Annotated in this window: 24 protein-coding genes, 5 tRNA genes and 3 pseudogenes; 16 read left to right on the top strand and 16 right to left on the bottom strand. The window is 70.2% G+C overall.

The genetic code is table 11. From position 1 onward, the window contains the following. Positions 1–69: 69 nt before the first annotated feature. Positions 70–162: pseudogene (locus ACIBVN_RS36825) on the top strand (IS5/IS1182 family transposase); the annotation flags it as partial. Between the two features lie 15 nt (positions 163–177). Here the strand turns inward: ACIBVN_RS36825 and ACIBVN_RS36820 are convergent. Both ACIBVN_RS36820 and ACIBVN_RS36815 read right to left on the bottom strand, forming a co-directional pair. Next, positions 178–1,287, bottom strand: a complete 1,110-nt coding sequence (locus ACIBVN_RS36820; protein WP_397144518.1) for an adenylyl-sulfate kinase — start codon at positions 1,285–1,287, stop codon at positions 178–180. 57 nt (positions 1,288–1,344) lie between these two features. Further along, positions 1,345–1,710, bottom strand: coding sequence for a YybH family protein (locus ACIBVN_RS36815; RefSeq protein WP_397144516.1), 366 nt, complete (start codon positions 1,708–1,710; stop codon positions 1,345–1,347). A 93-nt stretch (positions 1,711–1,803) separates the two neighbouring features. Here ACIBVN_RS36815 and ACIBVN_RS36810 point away from each other — a divergent pair, with 93 nt between their 5' ends. Further along, the gene (locus tag ACIBVN_RS36810; RefSeq protein ID WP_397144514.1) at positions 1,804–2,685 is read left to right on the top strand and encodes a LysR family transcriptional regulator; all 882 of its coding nucleotides are present in this window, start codon (positions 1,804–1,806) and stop codon (positions 2,683–2,685) included. Positions 2,686–2,692: 7 nt separating this feature from the next. Here the strand turns inward: ACIBVN_RS36810 and ACIBVN_RS36805 are convergent, their stop codons facing one another. Next, the gene (locus tag ACIBVN_RS36805) at positions 2,693–3,445 is read right to left on the bottom strand and encodes a MerR family transcriptional regulator (RefSeq protein ID WP_397144512.1); all 753 of its coding nucleotides are present in this window, start codon (positions 3,443–3,445) and stop codon (positions 2,693–2,695) included. Between the two features lie 237 nt (positions 3,446–3,682). Between ACIBVN_RS36805 and ACIBVN_RS36800 the strand changes: the two genes are divergently transcribed. The 6 genes from ACIBVN_RS36800 to ACIBVN_RS36775 all read left to right on the top strand — a co-directional run bounded on the left by ACIBVN_RS36800 (position 3,683) and on the right by ACIBVN_RS36775 (position 5,192). Next, positions 3,683–3,753 (top strand) — tRNA-Ala (locus ACIBVN_RS36800). 9 nt (positions 3,754–3,762) lie between these two features. Beyond that, positions 3,763–3,836 (top strand) — tRNA-Leu (locus tag ACIBVN_RS36795). Between the two features lie 12 nt (positions 3,837–3,848). Then, a tRNA-Glu gene (locus ACIBVN_RS36790) sits at positions 3,849–3,921 on the top strand. Between the two features lie 28 nt (positions 3,922–3,949). Beyond that, a tRNA-Tyr gene (locus ACIBVN_RS36785) sits at positions 3,950–4,033 on the top strand. A gap of 34 nt (positions 4,034–4,067) precedes the next feature. Beyond that, positions 4,068–4,138: transfer RNA gene (locus tag ACIBVN_RS36780), tRNA-Cys, on the top strand. Between the two features lie 229 nt (positions 4,139–4,367). Further along, positions 4,368–5,192 carry a nitroreductase/quinone reductase family protein gene (locus ACIBVN_RS36775; protein WP_397144510.1) on the top strand — a complete coding sequence of 275 codons (825 nt, stop codon included), beginning with the start codon at positions 4,368–4,370 and terminating at the stop codon, positions 5,190–5,192. A gap of 9 nt (positions 5,193–5,201) precedes the next feature. Here the strand turns inward: ACIBVN_RS36775 and ACIBVN_RS36770 are convergent, their stop codons facing one another. After that, positions 5,202–5,639: a helix-turn-helix domain-containing protein gene (locus ACIBVN_RS36770; protein ID WP_397144508.1), complete on the bottom strand. Its 438-nt coding sequence runs from the start codon at positions 5,637–5,639 to the stop codon at positions 5,202–5,204. Positions 5,640–5,766: 127 nt separating this feature from the next. Here ACIBVN_RS36770 and ACIBVN_RS36765 point away from each other — a divergent pair. Next, positions 5,767–6,111 (top strand): annotated as a pseudogene (locus ACIBVN_RS36765) (STAS domain-containing protein); the annotation flags it as partial. Positions 6,112–6,255: 144 nt separating this feature from the next. Beyond that, on the top strand, positions 6,256–6,624 hold the full coding sequence (locus ACIBVN_RS36760) for a hypothetical protein (RefSeq protein ID WP_397144506.1): 369 nt from the start codon (positions 6,256–6,258) through the stop codon (positions 6,622–6,624). 10 nt (positions 6,625–6,634) lie between these two features. Here ACIBVN_RS36760 and ACIBVN_RS36755 read toward each other — a convergent pair whose 3' ends face one another. Beyond that, a complete protein-coding gene (locus ACIBVN_RS36755) occupies positions 6,635–7,231 on the bottom strand; it encodes a TetR family transcriptional regulator (RefSeq protein ID WP_397144504.1) in 597 nt (198 codons plus the stop codon). A gap of 77 nt (positions 7,232–7,308) precedes the next feature. On the opposite strand from ACIBVN_RS36755, the gene ACIBVN_RS36750 reads away from it, so the two are divergent. Beyond that, positions 7,309–8,529 (top strand): cytochrome P450, encoded by a 1,221-nt coding sequence (locus tag ACIBVN_RS36750; protein WP_397144502.1) that lies wholly within the window; start codon positions 7,309–7,311, stop codon positions 8,527–8,529. 193 nt (positions 8,530–8,722) lie between these two features. Here ACIBVN_RS36750 and ACIBVN_RS36745 read toward each other — a convergent pair whose 3' ends face one another. Beyond that, positions 8,723–9,649, bottom strand: coding sequence for a hypothetical protein (locus ACIBVN_RS36745; RefSeq protein ID WP_397144500.1), 927 nt, complete (start codon positions 9,647–9,649; stop codon positions 8,723–8,725). 73 nt (positions 9,650–9,722) lie between these two features. Next, positions 9,723–10,922: an FAD-dependent monooxygenase gene (locus ACIBVN_RS36740; protein WP_397144498.1), complete on the bottom strand. Its 1,200-nt coding sequence runs from the start codon at positions 10,920–10,922 to the stop codon at positions 9,723–9,725. Positions 10,923–11,004: 82 nt separating this feature from the next. On the opposite strand from ACIBVN_RS36740, the gene ACIBVN_RS36735 reads away from it, so the two are divergent. Next, positions 11,005–11,484 (top strand): MarR family winged helix-turn-helix transcriptional regulator, encoded by a 480-nt coding sequence (locus tag ACIBVN_RS36735; protein ID WP_397144496.1) that lies wholly within the window; start codon positions 11,005–11,007, stop codon positions 11,482–11,484. Positions 11,485–11,681: 197 nt separating this feature from the next. On the opposite strand, the gene ACIBVN_RS36730 is transcribed toward ACIBVN_RS36735, so the two are convergent. Then, a complete protein-coding gene (locus ACIBVN_RS36730) occupies positions 11,682–12,731 on the bottom strand; it encodes a P1 family peptidase (RefSeq protein ID WP_397144494.1) in 1,050 nt (349 codons plus the stop codon). Between the two features lie 32 nt (positions 12,732–12,763). Here ACIBVN_RS36730 and ACIBVN_RS36725 point away from each other — a divergent pair, with 32 nt between their 5' ends. Beyond that, complete coding sequence (locus tag ACIBVN_RS36725) at positions 12,764–13,489, top strand: MBL fold metallo-hydrolase (protein ID WP_397144492.1); 726 nt, start codon at positions 12,764–12,766, stop codon at positions 13,487–13,489. Here the strand turns inward: ACIBVN_RS36725 and ACIBVN_RS36720 are convergent. The 3 genes from ACIBVN_RS36720 to ACIBVN_RS36710 are packed head-to-tail and all read right to left on the bottom strand — an operon-like array spanning position 13,481 to position 16,201. Beyond that, positions 13,481–13,786, bottom strand: coding sequence for an alcohol dehydrogenase catalytic domain-containing protein (locus ACIBVN_RS36720; protein WP_397144490.1), 306 nt, complete (start codon positions 13,784–13,786; stop codon positions 13,481–13,483). The two genes, ACIBVN_RS36725 and ACIBVN_RS36720, sit on opposite strands and share 9 nt — an antisense overlap. Before the next feature lie 40 nt (positions 13,787–13,826). Beyond that, positions 13,827–15,254, bottom strand: a complete 1,428-nt coding sequence (locus ACIBVN_RS36715) for an MFS transporter (RefSeq protein WP_397144488.1) — start codon at positions 15,252–15,254, stop codon at positions 13,827–13,829. A 2-nt stretch (positions 15,255–15,256) separates the two neighbouring features. Further along, positions 15,257–16,201 (bottom strand): NAD(P)/FAD-dependent oxidoreductase, encoded by a 945-nt coding sequence (locus ACIBVN_RS36710; RefSeq protein ID WP_397144486.1) that lies wholly within the window; start codon positions 16,199–16,201, stop codon positions 15,257–15,259. Between the two features lie 59 nt (positions 16,202–16,260). Between ACIBVN_RS36710 and ACIBVN_RS36705 the strand changes: the two genes are divergently transcribed. Together ACIBVN_RS36705 and ACIBVN_RS36700 are read left to right on the top strand one after the other, a co-directional pair. After that, positions 16,261–16,698 carry a MerR family transcriptional regulator gene (locus tag ACIBVN_RS36705; protein ID WP_397144484.1) on the top strand — a complete coding sequence of 146 codons (438 nt, stop codon included), beginning with the start codon at positions 16,261–16,263 and terminating at the stop codon, positions 16,696–16,698. Between the two features lie 183 nt (positions 16,699–16,881). Further along, a complete protein-coding gene (locus tag ACIBVN_RS36700; RefSeq protein WP_397144482.1) occupies positions 16,882–17,118 on the top strand; it encodes a hypothetical protein in 237 nt (78 codons plus the stop codon). 207 nt (positions 17,119–17,325) lie between these two features. Here the strand turns inward: ACIBVN_RS36700 and ACIBVN_RS36695 are convergent, their stop codons facing one another. The 5 genes and pseudogenes from ACIBVN_RS36695 to ACIBVN_RS36675 form a co-directional block, all read right to left on the bottom strand. Next, a complete protein-coding gene (locus ACIBVN_RS36695; RefSeq protein WP_397144480.1) occupies positions 17,326–18,027 on the bottom strand; it encodes a hypothetical protein in 702 nt (233 codons plus the stop codon). Further along, entirely contained in the window at positions 18,018–19,460 is a 1,443-nt protein-coding gene (locus ACIBVN_RS36690) for a hypothetical protein (RefSeq protein ID WP_397144478.1), read from the bottom strand. The genes ACIBVN_RS36695 and ACIBVN_RS36690 overlap by 10 nt, the downstream gene beginning before the upstream one ends. Next, a complete protein-coding gene (locus ACIBVN_RS36685) occupies positions 19,457–20,293 on the bottom strand; it encodes an ATP-binding cassette domain-containing protein (protein WP_397144476.1) in 837 nt (278 codons plus the stop codon). Before ACIBVN_RS36685 ends, ACIBVN_RS36690 begins: the two co-directional genes overlap by 4 nt. Continuing rightward, complete coding sequence (locus ACIBVN_RS36680; protein ID WP_397144474.1) at positions 20,290–21,078, bottom strand: zf-HC2 domain-containing protein; 789 nt, start codon at positions 21,076–21,078, stop codon at positions 20,290–20,292. Before ACIBVN_RS36680 ends, ACIBVN_RS36685 begins: the two co-directional genes overlap by 4 nt. Then, positions 21,075–21,646 (bottom strand): annotated as a pseudogene (locus tag ACIBVN_RS36675) (RNA polymerase sigma factor). The gene ACIBVN_RS36680 and the pseudogene ACIBVN_RS36675 overlap by 4 nt, the downstream one beginning before the upstream one ends. A gap of 89 nt (positions 21,647–21,735) precedes the next feature. On the opposite strand from ACIBVN_RS36675, the gene ACIBVN_RS36670 reads away from it, so the two are divergent. Further along, positions 21,736–21,894, top strand: coding sequence for a MerR family transcriptional regulator (locus ACIBVN_RS36670; RefSeq protein WP_397144472.1), 159 nt, complete (start codon positions 21,736–21,738; stop codon positions 21,892–21,894). Positions 21,895–21,923: the final 29 nt, after the last annotated feature.

Genomic DNA, 21,923 nt, shown 5'->3' with positions numbered 1-21,923 from the left:
ATCATTGAGCACTGTCAACAGATGTGACACTAAACCCGGTTCGCCGTTCCACTCCTACTGGCAGGCCAGTTCCGCGCGGTCGCGACCAGATACGACAAGCGCGCCTACGTCTACCTCGGCACGGTCACCGCCGCAGCGTTGGTGATCTGGCTCCGCTCATGATCGCCAGGACAGCCCCTAGCGCTCTGTGGTGTCCGGGGGTTGCGGCTGAGGACGGTGGGGCCAGGCGGCGAGGATCTCCTCGACCAGCTCTCCCGGAGACCGGCCGTCGGTGTCGATGCGCAGGTCCCCCGCGCCGGCCCGGTCCAGCGCCTCGGCCTCGCGCGCCGCCTGCTCGGCGACCCGCCGCAGCGCGCCCGCTGCCAGCCCCTTCAGCTCGTCCCCCGGTATCGCCGGCCCGCCTCCCCGCCCGCGCAGCTCGACCCGCTCGGCCAGCGTGCCCGCTCCCGCGTGCAGGCGGCAGACCGTCAGCGCGGCTCCTGACAGCAGCTCGGCATAGCCCCGGACCGTGTCGTCGCGGTCGGCGTCACCCGAGACGATCAGGCACCGGACGCCGTCGGCGCGGTATCCGGCCCACAGGGCGGCGAGATTGCGTGCCTTGAGCCGGTGCTGCTCACGGCCGCCCGGGCTCAGCATGCCGATCTGCTTCAGATCGACATAGGCCGCCGGCACGCCGTCGCGGAGCAGCCGCCTGAAGACCTCGTACGCGACCGTGGACTTGCCGGCCGCGGCCGCGCCGGAGAACCACAGCACGGGCACCGAAGGCGCGGCGGCCGGCCATCCCCCGGCCCGCTCGATGACCGTCCTGGCCACCTCCGGTATGGAGAGCCCGTCAGTGTCCACGCACAGGTCGGCGAAGTCCGTGCGGTCCAGCGTCTCGGCGTCCGCCACGGCCTGCTCCACCATCTCCGGCATCCAGCCCCGGCCGAGGAAGCGCTCCTTGAGCTCGGGCAGGTCGACCCGCAGCCGGCAGAGTGTCAGCGCGGCGTCCGTGAGCAGGTCGGTGTACTGGCGCACCTCTTCGGCGGTGAAGACGAAGCCCGCCAGCACCACGCACTGCGCGCCCTCCCGGCGGAAGTTGGGCCACATCGCGGCGAGGTTGCGGGCCCGGACGCGATGGGTGCCGCCGTCCGGGAGCGGGTGGAGCATGGCGATCTGGTCGCCGTCCACGAAGGCCGTCCTGACGCCGCTCCGGCTGAGCTGCGCGAACACCTCCCAGCCGACCGACGACTTGCCGACACCCGACGGCCCGCAGAGCCACAACAAGGGCAGGCGATCATCGCTCACTCGCGTGACCTTAGCGACCCCCGCCCCGAATCGGCGACCCTATTTCCGGCAGGACGGTCAGCCGGCGGGCGGGACGAACTCGGGCTGGTCGATGATGCGCAGCCAGCTGCCGTCCGGCTGGCGCCGTACGACCTGCGCCCGCGCGCCGGTCCCGTCCTTGGGCGGCGTCGAGGTGAGCGCGATGTCCCCGAGGACCAGCGTCGGCAGCGGCTCCTCCGGCTCGAAGTGCGGCCGCCCGGCCAGCACCTTCTCCCACAGCTCCCGGATCGCCTCCCGGCCCACCGTCTGGCTGCCGGGCGGGTAGGCCAGCACCGCGTCCTCCTCGTACAGCGCGGCCACCCCGGCCGCGTCACCGGCGTTGGACCGCTCGACGAACAGGCGCGTGATGTCCTCGGGCCGCATGGCCTTCTCATGTTCCGGCATGGATTCCTCCTCAGGCGTTCACTGCGTCCAGCCTGCCGCCGCCCAAATCAGAAGTCCAACAGATGGTTCTTATGGAAACTAGAATTGTCAGTTATGGAACTGAGGCAGCTGGAGTATTTCGTCGCGGTCGCCGAGGAGCAGAACTTCACGCGGGCCGCCGAACGGGCGCACATCAGCCAGTCCGGCGTCAGCGCCCAGATTCGCCGGCTCGAGCGCGAGCTTGGGGCCGAGCTGTTCGACCGGTCGGGGCGTACCGCCACGCTGACGGTCGCGGGCAAGGCGGCACTCGAGCACGCCAGGGCCGCGCTGGCGGCCGCGGGGGCGCTCAGCGAGGCCGTGGGCGAGGTGACCGACCTGATCCGGGGGCGGCTCACCCTCGGGATGGTGATCGGGTGCACGATCACGCCGCTGTTCGACGCGCTCGCCGACTTCCACCGGGCACATCCCGGCGTGGAGGTCGTCCTCCTGGAGGACAACTCCGACCGCCTCGTCGAAGGGGTCCGCGCCGGCACTCTCGACCTGGCCCTCGTCGGCACGGCCACCGCCGCTCCCGAGGGGCTGGAGTCACTCACGATCGTCAGCGAGCGCCTCGTGGTGACCGTCCCGCCCGGCCATCCCCTGGCCGCGCTCCCCCAGGTCACGCTGCGCGACCTGAGCGCGTACCCGATCGTGTGCATGCCGCCAGGCACCGGGCTGCGCGCCGTCCTCGACCAGGCGTGCGCCGCGCAGAGCCGGCAGCCCGTGATCGCCCTGCAGGCCAGCGCCGCCGACGCCATCGCCGACCTCGCCGCCCGCGGCGTCGCCGTCGGCATCCTCAGCGACTCGATGGCCGCCCGCTACCGCAACCGTCTCACCGCCCGCACCATCGCCGACGTCGAAACACCTGCCCTGCTCGCGCTGGTGTGGCGGGCCGGGCAGCGCCCCGCCGTACGGGAGCTCCTCGTGCACGCGCGCCGGGCCTTCTCCGCCCGTTGACGGGTCGTCATCGGCTGGTGATGAGGCGCATCGCCTGCCGTACGACCTCGGCCTGCGCGGGAGCGAGCCCCTCGAGGAACGGCTCCATCGCCGACGGCTCCCAATCGGGCGGGCCCGCGTGCGCCAGCAGGTGCTCCCGGCTGTAGTCGGCGAGCATCTCGGCCAGCGGCGCCACCCTCGGATCGTCCGGCGATGCGTCGGCGAGCGCGTCGAGCCGCCGGTAGAACTCGTGCCCGCGCGCCGTCACCTCCGGGTCGGCGGCCATCGAGTCGAACATCGTGAACGCCCGTTCCCTGCTGGTGTCCGTCGCCATGCTGTCCATCAGCACCAGCAGGTCACGGTCCCAGGCTGCCGCCTTCGAGGCGGGCAGGTCCACCGTGCGCAGGAACGCCATCAGGTCGGGCGAGGCCGTGTCGTCGGGGCCCAGCGTGCCGTTCTCGGCTCGCTCGAGCACCTCGGCCAGGCGGGCGCGGCGTACCCGGATCTCGTGCTCCTGCCGGGCCAGGTCCGCGTCGATCTCGGCGAGGATCTCGGGCAGTTCCCTGGAGCGGTCGTCCGCGATCACCTCGCGCGCCTCCTCCAGGCTCAGCCCGAGCTCCACCAGGCGGCGGACGCGGGCCAGGGCGACGGCGTCGCGCATGCCGTACTCGCGGTAGCCGTTGGCCAGGCGCGGCGGCTCCGGCAGGATGCCTTGCTGGTGGTAGTAGCGCACAGTACGGGTGGACACCCCGAGCAGCGCGGCGAGCTCTCCGATCCGCATGCTTGGAGAATAAATCATTGGCATTCGCCGAGCCTCACCGGTTACTGTCGTGCACGTCGGAAGAACGAAAGGAAAGGCCCGCCATGCGATTCGCAGCCGAACGCGTCTATTGCCGGTGCACGGCGTGCCGCGGCGCGCTCGCGCTGGCCGGCAGGGCTTCTGGATAACCCTCGCGAGGGACCGTCCAGAGGCCGCCGGGTGCGCACCGGGCGGCCTTTTTCTTTCGGTCTTTCCTGCGGGCGGATGGTGAAAAGGCATCACACCTGCCTTGCAAGCAGGAGTTCAGGTTTCGAGATCCTGTCGGTCCACGTCAGCGCGCGTCCGTAGCCCAAATGGGAGAGGCACCGGCCTCAGGAGCCGGACGGTGCGGGTTCGAATCCCGCCGGACGTACGAAAATTCAAGGCCCCGTTGGTCTAGCGGTCAGGACGCCCGGCTTTCAACCGGGAAATCGCCGGTTCGAGTCCGGTACGGGGTACGAACTGTCCATTTTCTGGACAGACAATGCGCGAGCTGGGCACCTTTTGGAGAGCCCACCCGGCTGTAAACCGGACGCTTCGGCTGTGGCGGTTCGACTCCGTCCTCGCGCACTTCCGCCTCGACCGACGGGGGCCGGGGCGGCTTGGCGCAGTTCGCCGGTTGCGGAGGCAGGATTGCAAATCCTGTCCGAGCGAGTTCGACTCTCGCCTGCGTCTCTTCGATGTCCGAGTTGACATCTTTCCTGGGATCCGCGTGTAATGGCGGTCGCGTCGCGTGACGCCGGCCGGGAGGACGGCGGCGGCATGGAGGCGCCGTATCAAGGGGGATGACACCGTGGCTTCTTACATCGCCGGATGTGCCTGAGCGCACCCAGGCCGCCGCGCATCGCCTGCGCGGGGTTTTCCACGTCATCGACATTCATCCCGCCTTGGAGCTGACACACGCATGCCCATTGACTTCAACCAGCAGATCATTGAGGAATTCCGGGCCAACCGCGGCCAGGTCGGCGGCCCGTTCGAAGGAGCCAGGCTGCTCCTGCTGACGACCGTCGGAGCGAAGACGGGCGCGCCCCACACGACGCCGCTCGCTTACCTGCCCGACGGCGAGCGCATCCTGATCATCGCCTCGGCCGGCGGCTCACCCCGGCACCCGGCCTGGTACCACAACCTGGTCGCCAACCCGCAGGTCACCGTGGAGGACGGCGTCTTCACCTACCAGGCGAAGGCGGTTGTGCTGGAGGGCGACGAACGCGAGCGCATGTTCGCCCGCGCCGTCGAGGCCGAGCCCGGCTGGGGCCGCTACCAGGACACCTCCGGCAGGACTCTGCCCGTGGTCGCGCTCATCCCGATCTTCGAGGGGCCGCCCGCCGGCCGTGTGGGTGACGCGCTCAAGACGGTGCACGACGCCTTCCGCAGGGAGCTGGCCCGTATCCGCGCCGAGGTCGCCGCGTCGGGCCCGCACCTGGTTGCGCAGTTGCGCGTCAACTGCCTGACCATGTGCCACAACCTGCACGAGCACCACACGCGCGAGGACGGGTTCATGTTCCCGGCGCTGGAGGACCGCTATCCGGAGCTCGCCCAGGTGATGGAGCGGCTGCGCGCCGAGCACGAGGTCGTCCAGCGGCTGCTCGACCAGCTCCAGACCCTCCTCGCCGCCGACGACCTGGCCCCCGGCACGCTCTTGACCGAGGTCAACCGGCTCACCAAGGAGGTCGAGGCCCACCTGGACTACGAGGAGGAGTATCTCGTACCCCTCCTGAACCAGGGCTGAGCTGAGCCCTTACGGCTGCCCGGGGCCGGCCACCTGCTCGGCCGCTCTCCCGATCCTCGCCAGCTTGGCGAGCGCGGGTCGGGAGAGGACGGCCTCGATGTCGTGCAACGCGAGGATCACCTCCTCGACGCCGTCGATGGGCGACTCCCGCTCCCTGTTCAACAGGACGCCCCTGTAATCCTCCGGAGTGACGGCCCCGCCGGGCAGCTCGATCCCGCCCTCCTCCACCCGGAACAGCGCCGGGATGGACGTGTCCAGCGCCAGGGCGAGGCCGGTCAGCTCGGCGGCCGTGAACGAGCGCTGGCCACGTTCGGCCTGGTGAACGGCCTGCCGGCTCCACGGCCTGTCGAGGTAGCGTCCCAGGGCCTCGCCCAGCTCGGTGAGCGACAGCCGCCGCTCCGCGCGCAGCCGTGCGATCTGCCGGCCGATGGCCTCTTCAACCCGCATCCGTCCCCCTGGTGTCATCGTAGGCAATGACGTGGATATGTCGGCATTGACAGCGGCTCCTCGGCGAGCTACTGTACCGCTACAGATTTACCTGTCACTGTCACGGATGACAAGCGGGTGTCGCCACATGCGAGAGTTCCAGTTAGAAGTGATCGGCCCGATCGGCGACTGCGCCGTGCTGAAGGTCGCGGGCGAGGTCGATGTGGATACCGCTCCCCAGCTTCGCGAGCGGCTGGTGGACCTGGCGGGCAAGGGCATCCGCCACGTCGTCACCGACATGAGCGGAGTCGACTTCCTCGACTCGACCGGCCTCGGAGTCCTGGTGGGCGGCCTCAAGCGGCAGCGCACCCACGGCGGCACGCTCACCCTCGTCACCGACGCCGAGCGCATCCTGCGCATCTTCCGGATCACGGGGCTCGTCACCGTGCTGCCTCCCCACGCTTCGGTCTCCGAGGCGATCGCCGCGGATCCCGGCTGGCGGCAGGCGGCCGAGGCAAGGGCGGGAAGCGTCGAAGAATGGTGCCGGGCGCACGGCCTGACCTGACCCATGTCCGGGTGACACGCCGTCATCGTCCCTGGCGGCAACTACGGACCACTGGCCGGGCTGCTCGCCTATGTGGGCGAAACCGCCGCTCGCCGGGGAGCGCACCTCGAGCTGATCTCGTGGACGCCGCCGCCGGGCCGGCCGTTGGATGAGCGCCCGCCCTGGGTTCGCGAGCAGGTGGCGCCCGTCGTGAAGGGCCTCACGATGCCCGCGTGCGTGCACGCATTGCGCCGGTCCACGGAGCCGTTCCTTCTCGTCGGCGGCACTGCGGATGAATTCTGGGACGGCGCGTTGGCTCGGGAGCTGACGCCGTACGTGCTCGAGATCGACGGCGCCGGCCACGGCATGATGGTGCCTGGGCCGCTCTCCAGGAGCGCCGAGGTCCTCGGTCAGGTGACGACGGCCGTGGAAGCCTTCCTCGACACCGCCGTCTGGCATTGACGGACGGCGCTCACGCGCCCAGCCCCGACTCCAAGTGCTCCAGTGCCTTGTCGAGCTCGGCGGGCCCGTCCATCTCGGAGTCCCGCGCCCACTCCACCCAGACCAGGGCCACGACCCCGAAGACCGCCCCCATGGCGTTGCGCAGTCTGGGGTCGTCTCGCCTGTAGCCCGTCTTGTCCGCCAGCAGGGCGCTGATCTCCTCCAGGACACCGGAGGCCTTGCGCAGGTTGGCCGCCACCAGCTCAGGCACGGTCGTCGCGAACACCTCCCGCGCGTGCCCGGCCGCGATCTCCTCGGCGGTCAAGGAGGCGAACGCCGTACGGAACGCGCCCCGCAGGACGGTGACCGGCGCGCCCGGCGGCTGAGCCGCGATCCCCTCGATGAGGGGCGGAAACTGATCGAGCGTGACCAGATGCTCCTTCGTCGGGAAATAGCGGAAGAAGGTGGCGGGGGAAACCTCGGCCGCCTCGGCGATCTGCTCGGTGGTGGTGGCGTTGTAGCCCCGCTCGCGGAAGAGCCTGAACGCTTCACGCAGGATCGTCTCCCTGGTCCTGGCCTTCTTGCGCTCGCGTAGCCCGCCGTTGCCCATGTGCTCATTCTGCCGCACTCAAAAATGATGGTGTACTCTCACAAGAGAGTTCCCTCTCAGAAGTGCGCTGTCATCCACGCATTGGAGCTGACCAGATGAGCGATCAGAACGTCGAAACCCCGGTGACCTTGCCTTTCAGGCGTGAGCCCGGCTGCCCGTTCGCTCCGCCTGCCGAGCTGGAGCGCCAGCGCGCCTCTCAGCCGCTGGCCCGCCTGGCCTTCCCCGACGGCCATGTCGGCTGGCTCGTGACCGGCTACGACCTCGCCCGCGCGATCCTGTCCGATTCCCGCTTCAGCGTCCGGCCGGAGCTGCGGCACTCCCCGCTGCCCCGGCCGAACGTCCGCCCCGGCGGACACGACAAGCCGGCCGCGCCCGGCTGGTTCACCAGCATGGACCCGCCCGAGCACACCAGATACCGGCGCCTGCTCACCGGCCAGTTCACCGTCCGCAGGATGAAGGCCCTCGAACCGCGCATCGCGCAGATAGTCGCCGACCAGCTGGAGGCCATGGCCGAGGCCGGTCCACCCGCCGACCTCGTGCAGGCGTTCGCGCTCCCGATCCCTTCCCTGGTGATCTGCGAACTGCTCGGCGTCCCGTACGAGGACCACGCGTTCTTCGAAAAAGAGACCACCCTGCTCGTCGACCTGGACAACTCCGAAGAGCAGGCCATGGCCGCCATGGCGAACCTGGCCGGTTACCTACGCGAGCTGGTCGGGCACAAGCGCTCCCGGCCCGCGGAAGACCTGATCAGTGGCCTCATCGCCGACGGCGACCTGAGCGACGAGGAGCTGACCAACATCGCCATGGGCCTGCTGGTGGCCGGGCACGAGACCACCGCCAACATGATCGCCCTGGGCACCTTCGCCCTCCTGCGGCACCCCGAACAACTCGATGCCTTCCGCGCCGACCCCGCGCTGACCGACACCGCTGTCGAGGAGCTGCTGCGCTACCTCACCATCGTTCACCGGGGCGCGCCCAACCGCGCCGCCCTGGAGGACGTCGAGGTGGGCGGCAGGCTCATCCGCAAGGGCGAGACCGTGGTCATGGGACTGCCCGCGATCAACCGCGACCCGGAGCGGTTCGCCGATCCCGCCGCCTTGCGGCTCGAGCGCGGGAACGCCCGGCAACACCTGGCCTTCGGGCACGGGGTGCACCAGTGCCTGGGGCAACAACTCGCCCGCATCGAGATGCGCATCGCCTACCGCGCGCTGTTCGAGCGCTTCCCCACCCTGCGCCTGGCGGTTCCGGCGGAGGAGGTCCCGATGCGCGAGAGCTCGATGGTCTACGGGGTGTGGCGGCTGCCGGTCGCCTGGTGAGCACGGCTCTCCTGTCTCAGTGATCGCGGCGGGGCGTGGACGGGGCGATCCGGGGTCCCCGCCGACGATCATGGCCTGAAGCGGATCGCCCGCCTGGCCGAGGAGTCCGCTGCGGCTCCCCACGTCGGGTGATTGACCGTCCGCGGCAGCAAGACCATCCCCCGGAGCGGGGGCGCCGCCCTGGTGGGCACTCCTAGCGGGTGTCCAGTGCAGACCTCAGCCGCTCGTACGTCGGAGCCAGGCGGCGCAGCCCGGCCGCGAGCGCCGCATCATCGCCTGACACGACGGGGCCTTGCAGGCCGCCCACGATGCGGGCCTGCTCCGCCGCGACGGCCGCACCCGCGTCGAGGCCGAGAGCCGACAGGCAGGCCGCCAGGTCGTTGGAGCGGCGGGCGCCCACGCGTACCGCGAACGCCTGCCACACCGCTCTGACCTCGGCGTTCAACCCTTCCTCCGCCAACTCAGCCGTACGTTCGGCGGCCTCGGCCTGTCCCAGCGTGCCCGTGGAGACGGCCAGGTCCGTGCGGCCCGCCAGCCAGGCCAGCCCGGCGGGCAAGGATCTCCGCAGCGCCTCATCCGGCGCCACCCACACCCGCCGCGCGAACCCCGACCGCATGGCGAACGGCTGCTCCAGATAGCTGATCAGCTCGCCACGCCATGACTCGACGAAAGCCCCGATCGGAAGGGTGGCGTACGGGTATCCCTGCGGGTCGTGCACGAGCACCGTGTCGTCGCCGACCTCCAGCACCACCAGGTAGTGGTCGGCGCCGATCGCCTTGCCCGACCCCGGCTGGTAGGCCAGCAAACCGAGATCCAGCGGCCCGGCCAGCACCGGACCGTCCTGGCAGGCACGGCGCAGCCGCTCCAGCGCCGCGCCTGCAGAACCGCCGTGCGCCCGCTCACAGGTCCAGCCCAGCAGGTCGATGGCGGCCTCGAGCCCGATCTCGGGGTCCCACCCGAACGGGTCGAACAGCGGCAGGCGTCCGCTGATGAGCTGCATCCCGTACGGGGAACCCGTCAGGACCTCGATCACGGCCGTGGATGGAGCCTCGGCGCCGAGGAGCATCGCGAGGGAGTTGGCGTAGCAGTACGGCCCGGAGCCGACATAGGGGATCGACATGCGGGACACCGTGCCGCCTGACACGGTGTCAGGGTCAAGACGTAGCCTCTGACATGAACAGGAGGCAGGCCGTCTAGGCGGCCTGGCTGATCGGGGTGTCCCAGTCGATGTGGTGGGTGTACATCCAGGCGTGGGCCTTGTCGCTGGCGAAGATCTTCAAGGCGATGGGCATCGTCATGTCCCGGAATACTCGGGCGAGAGGGCCTGCCGTCTTGGAGTTGCTGAGCTTGCGCGAGTAGGCGACGACCTTCTCCACACGGTTGCGGCGGAGCTGCTCGTAGACGGTGAACGCGGCGGTGGTGCCGGGTGTGTCGCGCAGGCACTTGGCCAGGGTGATGGCGTCTTCGATCGCCATGGAGGCGCCCTGACCCGCGCTGGGCGAGGTCGCGTGCACGGCGTCGCCGATGAGGACGACCGGGCCGCGGTGCCAGAGCGGGCTGGTCGGCATGTCATGGACCGGGTGTGCGCCGATCTCGCCGGTGCTGTTGCCGATGATCTCGTTGATGAGCGGCATGTCGCCGGCGAACAGGCCGAGCAGGTGCCGCTTCCACTCCTGCGATGAGGTCTGGGCGAGCTCTTCTCGGGTGGGTTCGTCGGGACGGTGCAAGTTGGCGAACCAGTAGATCTCGCCGGACTCGCGGACCAGGTAGCCGAAGAACGCGCGCTTGCCGAAGACGAAGTGCTGGGTGCCGATGGTCGGGGCGAGACCGGCGACGTGGCTGTAGCCGCCGACACCGACCAGGCCGGTGAAGCTGGGCTTCGGCGCCTCGGGGTTCATGATCTGGCGGGTGCGGGAGTGGATGCCGTCGGCGCCGATCAGGATGTCGCCGGTGGCCGTGGTGCCGTCGGCGAAACGGGCCACCACCCCGTCCCGGGTGGCCTGGTAGGACTCCAGGCGTTTGCCGTACTGAACGGGGATGCCCCGCTCGAGCGCCTGCTCACGCAGGACCTTCTGCAGCAGGCCGCGCTTGACGCACACGCTCACTGTGCCGTCCGCGAGCCGGACGCCGTTGGCGACCTCGCCGAGCGGCTTGCCCGTGCCGCTCCACATGCGCATCCGAGGCATCGGGAAACCGTCCGCCGTCTCCGCCACATCGACGTCGATCGCGCGCAGCGCGTCCAGGCCGTTGGAGGCGGTGTTGAGGAACATCCCGGTGTAGTCGGCGGGCCGGTCATAGGCCTCGTACACGGCCGAGTCGATTCCCGCCCGCTGCAGCGCCATGGCCATGGTCGGCCCGGCGATGCCGCCGCCCACGATCAATGCCTTGGTCATGTCGATCGCCTTCCTTCTGTGTTAGCCTCAGAGGACAATTTATTTAGTTCGTCCGAACGAAATATATGGAGGATTAGCTGCGATGGCAAGCGGAGACGCGGCGAAGCGGGCTGATCTGCTCGCGGCGCTGCACACGGCGGGCCGCGAGCAGAGCAACGCCGCGGTCATGTTCCACACCGCCGTCAGCGCGCGGATGGAGCTGAGCATGACCGAGGAGAAGACCCTCGACCTGCTGGAACGGCTCGGTCCGTGCACGGCCGGGGAGATCGCGGAGCGGACCGGCCTGGCACCCGCGTCGGTCAGCGGTCTGATCGACCGGCTCGAACGCAAGGGATTCGCCAGGCGTGTGCGCGACACCGTCGACCGGCGCCGGGTCCTCGTCGAGATCGACCGCGATCTCGAGGCCCGGATGGCGCCGCTGTTCGAGAGCTTCGTCCGCGGCCTGAACGAGCTGTACGCCGGCTACAGCGTCGAGCAGCTCGAAGTGATTCTGGATTTCCTTCGCAGATCGGCCGCGATCCAGCAGGAGGCCACCGCTCTGCTCACCGCAGAGACGACATAGCTCGGGAAGTAGCCCCCGCAGACCGCGAACGGGCGTACTTCAATCAAGGTAGACGTGCTGACGCTGCGTTCAGGCGCTGACCTCGGTCTCGCGACGGCGGGCGTCCTCGGCGGTGCGCAGGTGGTGTACGGGCGACAGCAGCATCGACACGGGTGCCGGCCATGGCTCCGAGCGGGAGCACGCGTGGTGTCGGTGAATCACTGGCGCGAGCTGGTGCTGCTCCCCGAAAGCCGACCGTATGGGACTGCATGGCTGGTGCGGCCGTGGACGCCCGTGGTGGTCGTCGCGGTGAAGAGGGAGTTGAGCAGCGCCTCCTCGACCGAGTCCATGACTGCGGCGAAAAGGGGGTTCAGCAGGTCGTCGGGCATGGGCGGGAGTTGCGGTGGCGCCGTGGTGAAGGCGATGGCGTAGTCGCCGCTGCCGTTGGAGTAGGACGCCCCCACGCGGCCCATCGCGAAGATCGCCCGACGGGCGAGACGGCCGAGTTGACGTGCGTCGAGCGGCGCGTCGGTGGCCACCACGATCATGCAGGAGTTACCGGCGGGCTCCTCATGGCGAACTCCCGGGATGAGTTCCTCGACCGGCATCGGGATGCCCCGGACGGTCAACACGCCACCGAAGTTCGCCTGGACGAGCGCCCCGACCGTGACCGGGGCACCGTCCACCACCTGCCGCCGGGACGAGGTGCCGATACCGGCCTTGAATCCCAGTGCCGTCGTCCCGGTGCCCGCCCCCACGCAGCCTTCCGCGGGCAGGCCGCCGGATGCTCCTTCCAGCGCGGCGAGGACGTGCCGTTCGGTGATGGGGCGACGCCGGATGTCGGAGAGGAAGCCGTCGTTGGTCTCTCCCACCACGGGATTGAAAGAAAGCCCGTCCTGGCGGTGGTCCATCAGGTAGGTGAGCAGCGCGTCAGCCGCTCGGAACACCGACAATGTGGCGGTCAGGACGACGGGCGACTCCAGCACGCCGAGTTCGTCGATCTGGGTCGATCCGACCAGCTTGCCGTATCCGTTGCCGGCGTAAACAGCCGCCGGCAGCCCTCGCCGCCCGGTGGTCAGGTGTCGCGGAACGACGGCGGTGACCCCGGTGTGGAGATCGGCGCCGTCGTCGATGGTGGTGTGACCCACCAGGATCCCTTCGACGTCTGTGATCGCGTTCAATGGCCCCGTCGGCAGGGTGCCGACGACGATGCCCAGCGCGCGTGCCCGCGCGCGTCCCCTCGGGGTGGCGGAGAGGCGATTGTTCATGATGGTCCTGTTGTCGGTGTTACGCTCTGCCGGTGCGTGAGGCGTTACGGCATCTGACGGGTCGCGTCTGGTGGTATCCCCATGACGAGGACCATGACAATGTGCAGGGCGGCGTCGCGGTCATCGCCGACCAGACGGGCACCATTGTGGTCGACGCCGGAAACAGCCCGTCGGCCGCACGCCGGATACAGGCGGCGATAGAAGCCGCCGGGCTACCAGCCGCACGGCGGCTGATCTATACGCATCACCACTGGGATCACGTCTGGGGAGCGTGCGCGTGGCCGGATGTGGAGATCATCGCTCACCGGGCAGGCGCCCGCATTCTGGAGGCGGAGGCGCGACGCCCGTGGAGTCACCGATACCTGCGTGACGAGGTCGAGGCGAATCCTCGGCTCGGCCCCAGTTTCCGAGCACGCGCATGGGCGATGCCCTCCTGGGAGGGATTCGCGGTGGTTCCTCCGCATACCGAGTTCGATGACGTGCTCATCCTGCCGAGCGGAGTCGAGGTGAGGCACGTCGGAGGACGGCATGCCGAGGACTCGACGGTGGTGGCCGTACCGGACTCCGGCGTGCTCCTGCTGGGAGACTGCTTCTACCCGCCGCCGTTCCACCTGCGTGAGCCGGGCGACGGATATGCCGTCGACCTGGTCGAGCTCCTGCTTGACGAGTACGCGCGCTACGACTGGTACGTCGACAGCCATCACAGTCCGCGATCAGCGCAGGACGTGCGGGACGTACTCAGCACCGCGTCACGTTGAGGGGGCTGTGGTCCTGATGTGACGCTCGCCGCCAGCGGATCCCGGCCACATCCTCGCGACCAACGTGATGCTGCCGCTGCCGCGCCGCTCACCGGCCGTCCGCCCCACCCCGTCGGACCCGGCAACGAAAGGAACGGCAGGCGAAGGAGTGTACGAGCCGGAGGCCTTGGCCACATCCCAATGGTGCACCCCGGCCGCCGTCACCTCGACGACAACCTGCCCCGCACCGGGCTCTGGCTCGGCGAAGTCGCCAAATCGCGGAGGAACACCCAGCTCAACGACCACGGCAGCTTTCATGGAGTGACCATAAGGCTGTTACCGCCGATGAACGACAGCTTCACAGGCGAGAATTGACCGTCCGCGGCAGCACGACCATCAGCGCCACCAGGACGACGGCGGCCGGTACGCCCCAGAAGAGCACGTCAGGGATGGCCGCGGCGGTCGCCGCCGGGCCTGGCGCGCGGCCCTGGAGCCCTCGGGTGAGGAGGTTGCCGAAGACCGCCACGCCGAGCGAGAGGCCCAGCCCGCGGATGGACACCGTGGCGGCGGTCGTGGCGGCCAGGTCCGCAGGTGAGGCCGCGTTCTGCGCGACCACCACCAGGTTCTGCATCAGCAGCCCGAAGCCGGCTCCCAGCACGCCGATCTCCACGGCGAGCAGGGCGTACGCGGTGCCGGGTTCGAGCCGGCTGAGCAGCGTGAATCCCAGCACCGCGATCACCGCGCCCGCGATCAGGTAGGGCTTGAACCGGCCGCCGGCACCGATGCGGGCGCCGGCGATGGAGGAGACCGCCATGAACGTCAGGACGTACGGATTGAGCGCCAGGCCGGCCTCAGTGGCGCCCATGCCGTACGCGGCCTGCAGGTACGTGGGCAGGTAGACGATCGAGCCGCCGAGCAGCGCGCCCAGCAGCGCGGTCGCGGGAAGCACGACGCGCAGCGTGGGGTCGGCGAACAGCCGCAGCGGCAGCAGCGGACTGGCCGCACGGCGTTCCCACCAGACGAACAGGGCCGCCAGCACCGCCAAGGCGCCGATCAGCGCGAGGATCACGCCGGAGCTCCACGCGTACGTGCGGCCACCCCATTCGGCCACCAGCAGCAGAGCCACGATGGCGCCCGTGATCAACGCTGCCCCCGCCAGGTCGACCTTGCCGTTCCCGCCGCTCTTCGGCAAGCGCAGGGCGAACGCGGCGAGTGCCATGCTGAGCAGGCCGAGGGGCAGGTTGATGTAGAAGATCCAGCGCCAGCCCCAGGCGTCGGTGATCCCGCCACCCGCGAGCGGACCGCCCACGCTGGCGAGGGCGAAGACGCCGCCGGTGAAGCCCTGAACCCTGCTGCGCAGATGCCGGGGGTACAGCTCCGACAGTGCGATGGTGGGCAGCACGAACAGCGCGCCCGCGCCGATGCCCTGCACGGTCCTGGCGGCGATCAGTTGCGGCATCGTCTGGGCCAGGCCGCACAGCGCGGAACCCGCGACGAACACGGCGACCGCGGTGACGAAGACCGCGCGCCGCCCGAACCGGTCGCTGATGCGGCCGTAGAGCGCGCCCGTCGCGGTGGAGGCCAGCACGTACGCGGTGATGATCCAGCTGATCGCGTCCATGCCGCCCAGATCGGCGGCGATGTCGGGCAGGGCGATGGCCACCACCGTCTGGTCCAGCACCGAAAGCAGCATGCCGATCAGCAGGCCGGCCGTGGCCAGCGGCACGTTGCTGCCGCCCTTCGACGGGACGCCGGAGGCGGTCTGCGTGAGATCCGCGGACACCACGATCAGCCCCTTGCCTGCGCGAACGGGTTGGGCAGGTCGAAGTCGGCGCTCAGCAGGTCCTGGTCGACAACCGCTGCGGCGACGGTGCCGCTCGCCGCCGCGGCGATGACGGCGGCCATCGGCATCGGCACACTGGCCCGGCGGGCCATGTCACCGGCGGCGTACACGCCGGGCACGCTGGTCTGGCCGAACTCGTTCACCTCCACACATCCGTCGGCGAAGGTCGCGCAGCCAAGGCGGGCGGCGAGGTCGGAGCGCTGGCGTGGCACGTTGACGACGAACACCGCGTCTCTGGCCAGGGATGGGCCGTCTTCGAACACGATCTGTTCCAGCTGTCCGTCCGTACCATCCAGGCGGGTGACGGCCTCACAACGTACGCCGACACCATGCGTTACCAGCGTGGCCTGCGCCGCGGGGTCGAGCGGCCGGCCGCCGGTGCAGAGCACGACGTCGGCGGCGAAGCGGCTCAACTGCAGCGCCAGCCGTATTCGGGCCGGATCCGTGCCGAGCACCGCGACCTGCTTGCCGGTGCATTCGTAGCCGTGACAGTAGGGGCAGTGGAAGGCGGAGCGGCCCCACAGCGACTCCACCCCCGGCGGGCCGGGAAGCTCGTCGGCCAGCCCGGTGGCCAGCAGCAGCCGCCGCGCCTCCACCGTCCCACTTCCGGACAGGTCCAGTTGGAAGCCGTCCCCGTCCAGCACACGGACGTCGGCGACCGTCCCCGTCCTGGTCTGCACCGTCGGGTATCCGGCCAGTTCCTCGCGGCCGAGCTTGCGCAACTGGGCGGGTGGGGTGCCGTCCCTGGTCAGGAAGTTGTGCACGTTCTCGGCGGCGGCGTTGCGGCCCTCTCCGGCGTCGACCAGCAGCACCGTCCGGTGAACCCGTCCCAGGGCCAGCGCGGCGGCCATGCCGGCCGGGCCTCCCCCGATGGTGACGACGTCGAACATCTCTTGCCTCCTAGCGATGATCGCTTGACGTGAAGGCAAGTCTGCAAGTTAATGTCAACATGAAGTCAAGCGATTCCATGCGGATCGGGGAACTCGCGGAGCGGTTCGACCTCGCCCCGCATGTCCTGCGCCACTGGGAGGCCATGGGCTTGCTGACCCCCGCCCACAGAGTCAACGGCCGCCGCCGCTACACCCGAGACCATGTCATCCGCGTCCTGACGATCATCCGCGCCAAAGCGGCGGGCATGAGCCTGGAGCAGATCCGCGACGTCCTCACCGTCTCCGGCCAGGCCGAACGCCAGGCCCTCCTCCAGCGGCACCACGCGGAACTGGAACACCGGCTACAGGAGATATCGGCTTCCAAGGCGCTGATCGAGCACCTCATGCAGTGCACCGCCGACGACTTCACCCAGTGCCCTGCCTACCGGCAGATGGCGGAGAGCGCGCCCGGACTCCACAACCTCCACAACGACGCGTGCGTGGTGAAATCGCCATAGCATGCGCCGAACCTCCAATGCTTCTGCGTGACCAGCAGGAACGGCGGTGTGGCCGGTATTTCGGCAGAAGGGTGGATTTGTGACTCCCCATGACCTGGTTGGCCTGGCGATCGCTGCGGCGGAGGACGGCGCGGCGGCTGGTGAGCTCCCCATCGGCGCGGCCTGATGTGTCTGGGAGCGGCCATGTCCCTCGGAGTCGACCGGATCTACTACGGCCTGGAGTCCCCGAGCGACGGCGCTGCCGGTGTCGCCGCTGTCTGGCAGCCCGCTCGGGGCGGCATGCCGTTCTCTCGCGTCCCCGAACTTGTGGGTGGCCTGAGAAGAGACGAGGTACGCGCCCAGTTCGCCCGCTATGCCGCCACCACAGCCTCACCGGGTTTGCGCCGGTGGGCAGAGGATCTCACCCGCGCCGCCAACTGACCGTCGCCACACCAGGCGGCGAGCGCCTTCTCACCGGCCGCCCTCTCGTCACGCTGATCAGCCGCGTCAGTTGGACCACCACGTTGGTATGGGACGACGCCGCCACGGTCAGGCGATCGTTTTCCGCACTCCCCCAGTGGTGTTGCACTCTGGAGCCCAGGGCGCAGGGCGCGGCGATAGGCATCCGCCGCCTGACAACTCGGCGGGTCAGCGCCGCAGGTCGCGCCCCGCGATGATCAGCCAGAGGTACGGCAGGGGCAGCATCGCCAGCCAGAACAGGTGCGCCTGGTCCCAGTAACCGAACCCACAGGTCGGCGGCCAGAGCCGGACCTGCTCGGGGAGCAGGATGGTGCCCAGCACCATCGCCAGCTGGACCACCACGGCGGCCATGGCGGCCTGCCGTCCGGGGGCGAACCGCACCGCGGTCGCCGCAGCCGCGAAAGCGATGCCGAGGCAGACGCCCACCTCAATGAGCAGATCACCGACCGGGAACAGGGCGTCTTCCGGCAGACGGGTCAGGATGTAGGAGAAGGCGGCCAGCCAGATCGCGATCGCGGCGCCACCGGGCAGCATGCAGCGCAGCGCCTGCCGTACCCATCGAGGGACCGCGGTGGGGCCGAGGTCGGCGGACATGGCATCGACCAGCCCGAAGGCCGCCGCCGCGCCGAGCAGGGTGCCGCAGATGCGCATGAGCACGAGCGCGTCACCCCCGGGCAGCGTCTCCCCGTACTGCACCAGGCTCACCAGCCCGGCGGTGAAGAGGGCGACCACGACCAGCGGCGCCCAGTCGCTGGCCCGGGCGAGCGGGCCCACCAGTAGGAACGCCACCCGCCAGCGGGACGGTGGTGGGGCAGGCAAGGGTGGGGCGGGTGTAGCGGCCTCGTGGCGGGCGGGCAGCGTCACATGCATGGCATGGCTCCCATCGGTGCGTCGACCTTCGATTCCAGCCCGAGCAGCGGCAGGGCCTGGTCGATCGTGGTGGTGGACTTCATGAGCGTGTCCCAGTTGGCCTGGACCTTCTCGCGGGCGCCAGGGGAGGCGAGCAGCTGTTTGGCATAACCGATCTCGGCCGGTCCCCAGTCCAGGCCGGACAGGCGCCCCCGGTTGTGGTCGACATAGAGCTGCCGCCGGGCCTCGGGAGGGGAGACCTGGCCGATGAGCCAGTGCGCCACCACCGTGCGGGCCTGACCGCGCACGTCACACAGTGCGGTGCGCTGGGAGGGGTTGAAATGCCTGACGGCCGAGTCGTACAGCCCGGTCGCCCAGAAGGCCACGTCCTCGGCCAGCATCCTGCGCTGGTCGGGATGCCCCCAGCTCATTGACGGCCGGATCACACCGGAATCGTCGGCGAAGCTCCAGGTCGGGCTCATCTGCCGCACCTGGGGCGCCCGGGCCCGCAGCGCGGCGGGCAGCGCCGCCACGACCGGCTGGACCGCCTGTTCCCACAGCGGGATCCACGGCTCGTAGCCCGGAAAGGCACAATAGGTCAGGCCCTGCCGCACCGTGCAGCGGTAGGCATGCGGGCCGAAGTAGCGCTCCCGCACGCGGGAGTCCACATGGTCGACGGTCAGCTCCACGTTCACGGGGAACTCGGTCGGTGGCAGGGTAGATGCCGCGGTGGCCCCCGACGGCACCGCGACAGCCAGCGCCGCCACCACCACCGCGGCCGGTGCCGGCCGTACCCGGTGCCTGAGCAGCGCGATCCCGCCGAAGAACACCGCGACGGCGAGCACGTACACCAGGTGGACCGCCGACGGGCGGTCGGGCCAGTCCGGCTGGTGGACCTGCATCACCGGCAGCAGCCAGCGAGACTGACCGTTGGACGGGTTCATGTAGATGAGGAAGCCGAGCACGGCCACCACCAGCGGTCCGGCGATCAGCCACGGTGACCAGCGGCCGACGGCCACGCCCAGGGTTGCGGCGAGGACCGCGGCGGCCACCGCCGTCAGCGGTTCCCACACGTCCAAGCGGCCCCCGGCGGGGCCGCTCAGCAGCCGGATCGCCAGGTAGCCGCCCATGGCCGCGGCCGCCGCGAGCCCCGCGATCAGCGGTGTGGCCAGCAGCAGGGCCCGCGTTCGGTGCTCGGCCCGTCCGGGCAGGCCCGCGAGGCTCTCGGGCATGCCGTGCCGCCCGTCGCGCGAAGCGGCCAGACTCGCCACGACCAGGACCGCTGCGGCCAGGCAGGTGGCCAGCCCGGTGGCGTTGATCGGGTCTATCGCGAGGTCGGGCTGCTGGTCCCGGCTGAGGAAGGTCTGCAGCGCCAGCACCAGGATGGTCGCGCCCCACACGAGCGGATGCCGCGCCAGCCTGCGCGCCTCGAACAGAAACAGTCGCCGCGTCACGCCGCCTCCCCGAGCAGCACGAGGTAGCCGTCCTCGACGCCGGGCGCCGCCGCGTCCGCGGCCGGCGGGGGCGCGCCGAGAGTGCGGTAGCGGCCGTCGGCCGTCCGCCAGAACAGCTCCGTGGCGGACGGCGGCGCGTCCGACAGCCACACCCGGCCATCGGCCACGGCCGCGAGCCCGCCGGGGGTGCCGTCGAAGACCGCCCGGCCGTCCCGCATGACCACCACCCGCTCGCACAGCGCGGCGACGTCCTCGGTCTGATGCGTGGACAACACGACGGTACGGCTCTCGCCGAGCCGCGAGACCAGCGCCCGGAACATCATCCGCTGCTCCGGGTCCAGCCCCACGGTCGGCTCGTCGAGAATGAGCAGGTCCGGCTCGCCCAGCAGGGCTTGGGCCAGAGCGAGCCGCTGGCGCATGCCGCCCGACAGCCTGCGGACTTTCGTTCCGGCCTGATCGGTGAGATCCACCTCGGCCAGCACCCGGCGCACCTCGGCGTGCCGGTGCTCGCGGTCGGTCAGCTCCTTGAGTATCGCCACGTAGTCCACGAGGTCGAAGGCGGTGAAATGCGGATAGGCGCCGGGGTTTTGCGGTAGGTAGCCGAGCCTGCGCCGCAGCGCGGTGCGCTGGCGGCGGTCGGCCGGGTCCAGGCCGAAGGCGTGCACCGTGCCGCGGTCGGGGGCGAGGGTGGTGGCCAGGCAGCGCAGCAGGGTGGTCTTGCCGGCGCCGTTGGGGCCGAGCAGGCCGGTCACGCCGGTGCCGAGCGTCAGGCTGAGTCCGTCGAGCGCCCGTTTGGCGCCGTAGGTCTTGGTCAGGTGCTTGATCTGGATCATCTGGTGCTCACTCTGTAGAAGCGGTACATCAGCAGAAGCGCGGCCACGCCGTACCCGATCTGCGGGGCCGGGCCGAAGACGGCCAGCCAGTCGCCGATGAAGCGGCCCGTGCCGACGATGGCCAGCCACCCTCCGCCCACGGCGAGGGCAGCGATCGGCACGGGCAGCCGGCTCGACAGGGCCAAGCAGGCCGAGGCGGCAGCGAGTGCGGGCAGCAGCCAGGCGGCGCTCATCCCGGGCGGCGCGGGCAGCAGCGGCGAGGCGATCCCGGCCAGCACGACCGCCACCGCGAGCACCGCCGTGGCCCGGGTGAGCAGCAGCCGCGGCCCCGACATCGGGGTGGCGGCCACCAGCTCGTGGGCGGGATCGACGCGCGGCCCGTAGGCGAGCGCGATGCCCGCCAGCGGCAGCACCGGCGCGACGATCAGGAAAGCGGGCAGCAACTCGGCCTGCTCACGCGCGGCCAGCACCGCGAACGCCAGCACCACCACCACCGACACCAGCCAGGCCCGGCTCAGCGTCGGCGTCGCCGACAGCAGCCTGGCCAGGTGGTCGGGCACACCGCCGTGCCGCAGGAACCGTTCGGACAGGCTGGGGCGCGGCGCGATCAGCTCGGTTTCCAGCCGCGCCCAGGACGCTTCGAGCCAGTCCTTCTCGTACGGCACCGCCGCCTGGCAGTCGGCACAACGGCCGAGATGCGCGTCCACGGACATCGCCAGCGCCGGTTCGAGCCGGCCTTCGAGGTAGCGCTCACGCAAGTCGTCAGGGATGTGCCAGCTACTCATGACAGCTCCTCGCGCAGCCGAGCCCTGGCCCGCATCGCGCGGGTCTTGACCGTGCCTTCCGGAATGCCCAGGAGACCGGCGGCCTCCTTGGTAGTGAGACCGTCCAGGACGGTCGCCTCGATGACGGCGCGCAGTTCGGGAGACAGCCTGGTCAGGGCGGCGCCGAGGTCGCCGTGCTCCACGTTCAGCAGCACCATGTCCTCGGCGGAGGCGACCGGCGAGCTGTCGTCCGGTTCGATGCCGGAGCCGACCCAGCGCGAGCCGCGGCCACGCAGAGCGAGATCAGACGACGGACCGCGATCGTCCACAACCAGCCGGCCGGGTTATCGCCGCGAAAGCCACCTGCCGAGCGCCACACGGCCAGAAAAGTCTCCTGCAGCGCGTCGTCGATGGCGTCCGCGTCGGCGCAGCGGCGGGCCAGTCGGGCGCGCAGCCAGGGGGCGTGGCGCTGGTGGAGGATGCGCAGGGCGACGGTGCTCCGCGCCGCCACAGCGGTGATGAGGTCGGCGTCATTGCTTTCCGCAGTGACGTCCGGAGCCGCGCGCCGTCGAAAGGGAAACGATCTCACGTTATATCTATCGCACGACCGGTCTGAGCCGGTTCTCCCATGTCTGCCTCCACGGAGAGCTGGCCGAGCGATTCGATCTCGCACCGCACGTGCTGCGCCACTGGGAGGCGACGGGCCTGCTGACGCCGGCCGCCCCGGTGAGCGGCCGGCGCCGCTACACCCGTGACCACCTCATCCGCGTCGTGACGATCATCCGTGCCAAGGCGGGAGGGAATGAACCTGGACCAGATCGGAGTCCAAGGTGCTGATCGAGCACCTCATGCAGTGCAGGGCGGAC

It is taken from the genome of Nonomuraea sp. NPDC049400 (genome assembly GCF_044466425.1).
Taxonomy (GTDB): domain Bacteria; phylum Actinomycetota; class Actinomycetes; order Streptosporangiales; family Streptosporangiaceae; genus Nonomuraea.
This window is presented reverse-complemented; position numbering and strand designations above follow the sequence as displayed.

Excerpts from the sequence above, each read along its gene's own strand:
- ACIBVN_RS36805 (WP_397144512.1), bottom strand. The coding sequence starts at position 3,445 with ATGCGGATCGGAGAGCTCGCCGCGCTGCTCGGGGTGTCCACCCGTACT.
- ACIBVN_RS36740 (WP_397144498.1), bottom strand. The coding sequence starts at position 10,922 with ATGACCAAGGCATTGATCGTGGGCGGCGGCATCGCCGGGCCGACCATG.
- ACIBVN_RS36720 (WP_397144490.1), bottom strand. The coding sequence starts at position 13,786 with ATGAAAGCTGCCGTGGTCGTTGAGCTGGGTGTTCCTCCGCGATTTGGC.
- ACIBVN_RS36775 (WP_397144510.1), top strand. The coding sequence starts at position 4,368 with ATGCCCATTGACTTCAACCAGCAGATCATTGAGGAATTCCGGGCCAAC.
- ACIBVN_RS36730 (WP_397144494.1), bottom strand. The coding sequence starts at position 12,731 with ATGAACAATCGCCTCTCCGCCACCCCGAGGGGACGCGCGCGGGCACGC.
- ACIBVN_RS36700 (WP_397144482.1), top strand. The coding sequence starts at position 16,882 with ATGTCCCTCGGAGTCGACCGGATCTACTACGGCCTGGAGTCCCCGAGC.
- ACIBVN_RS36710 (WP_397144486.1), bottom strand. The coding sequence starts at position 16,201 with ATGTTCGACGTCGTCACCATCGGGGGAGGCCCGGCCGGCATGGCCGCC.
- ACIBVN_RS36810 (WP_397144514.1), top strand. The coding sequence starts at position 1,804 with ATGGAACTGAGGCAGCTGGAGTATTTCGTCGCGGTCGCCGAGGAGCAG.
- ACIBVN_RS36735 (WP_397144496.1), top strand. The coding sequence starts at position 11,005 with ATGGCAAGCGGAGACGCGGCGAAGCGGGCTGATCTGCTCGCGGCGCTG.
- ACIBVN_RS36680 (WP_397144474.1), bottom strand. The coding sequence starts at position 21,078 with ATGAGTAGCTGGCACATCCCTGACGACTTGCGTGAGCGCTACCTCGAA.
- ACIBVN_RS36705 (WP_397144484.1), top strand. The coding sequence starts at position 16,261 with ATGAAGTCAAGCGATTCCATGCGGATCGGGGAACTCGCGGAGCGGTTC.
- ACIBVN_RS36745 (WP_397144500.1), bottom strand. The coding sequence starts at position 9,649 with ATGTCGATCCCCTATGTCGGCTCCGGGCCGTACTGCTACGCCAACTCC.
- ACIBVN_RS36750 (WP_397144502.1), top strand. The coding sequence starts at position 7,309 with ATGAGCGATCAGAACGTCGAAACCCCGGTGACCTTGCCTTTCAGGCGT.
- ACIBVN_RS36695 (WP_397144480.1), bottom strand. The coding sequence starts at position 18,027 with ATGCATGTGACGCTGCCCGCCCGCCACGAGGCCGCTACACCCGCCCCA.
- ACIBVN_RS36685 (WP_397144476.1), bottom strand. The coding sequence starts at position 20,293 with ATGATCCAGATCAAGCACCTGACCAAGACCTACGGCGCCAAACGGGCG.
- ACIBVN_RS36770 (WP_397144508.1), bottom strand. The coding sequence starts at position 5,639 with ATGCGGGTTGAAGAGGCCATCGGCCGGCAGATCGCACGGCTGCGCGCG.
- ACIBVN_RS36815 (WP_397144516.1), bottom strand. The coding sequence starts at position 1,710 with ATGCCGGAACATGAGAAGGCCATGCGGCCCGAGGACATCACGCGCCTG.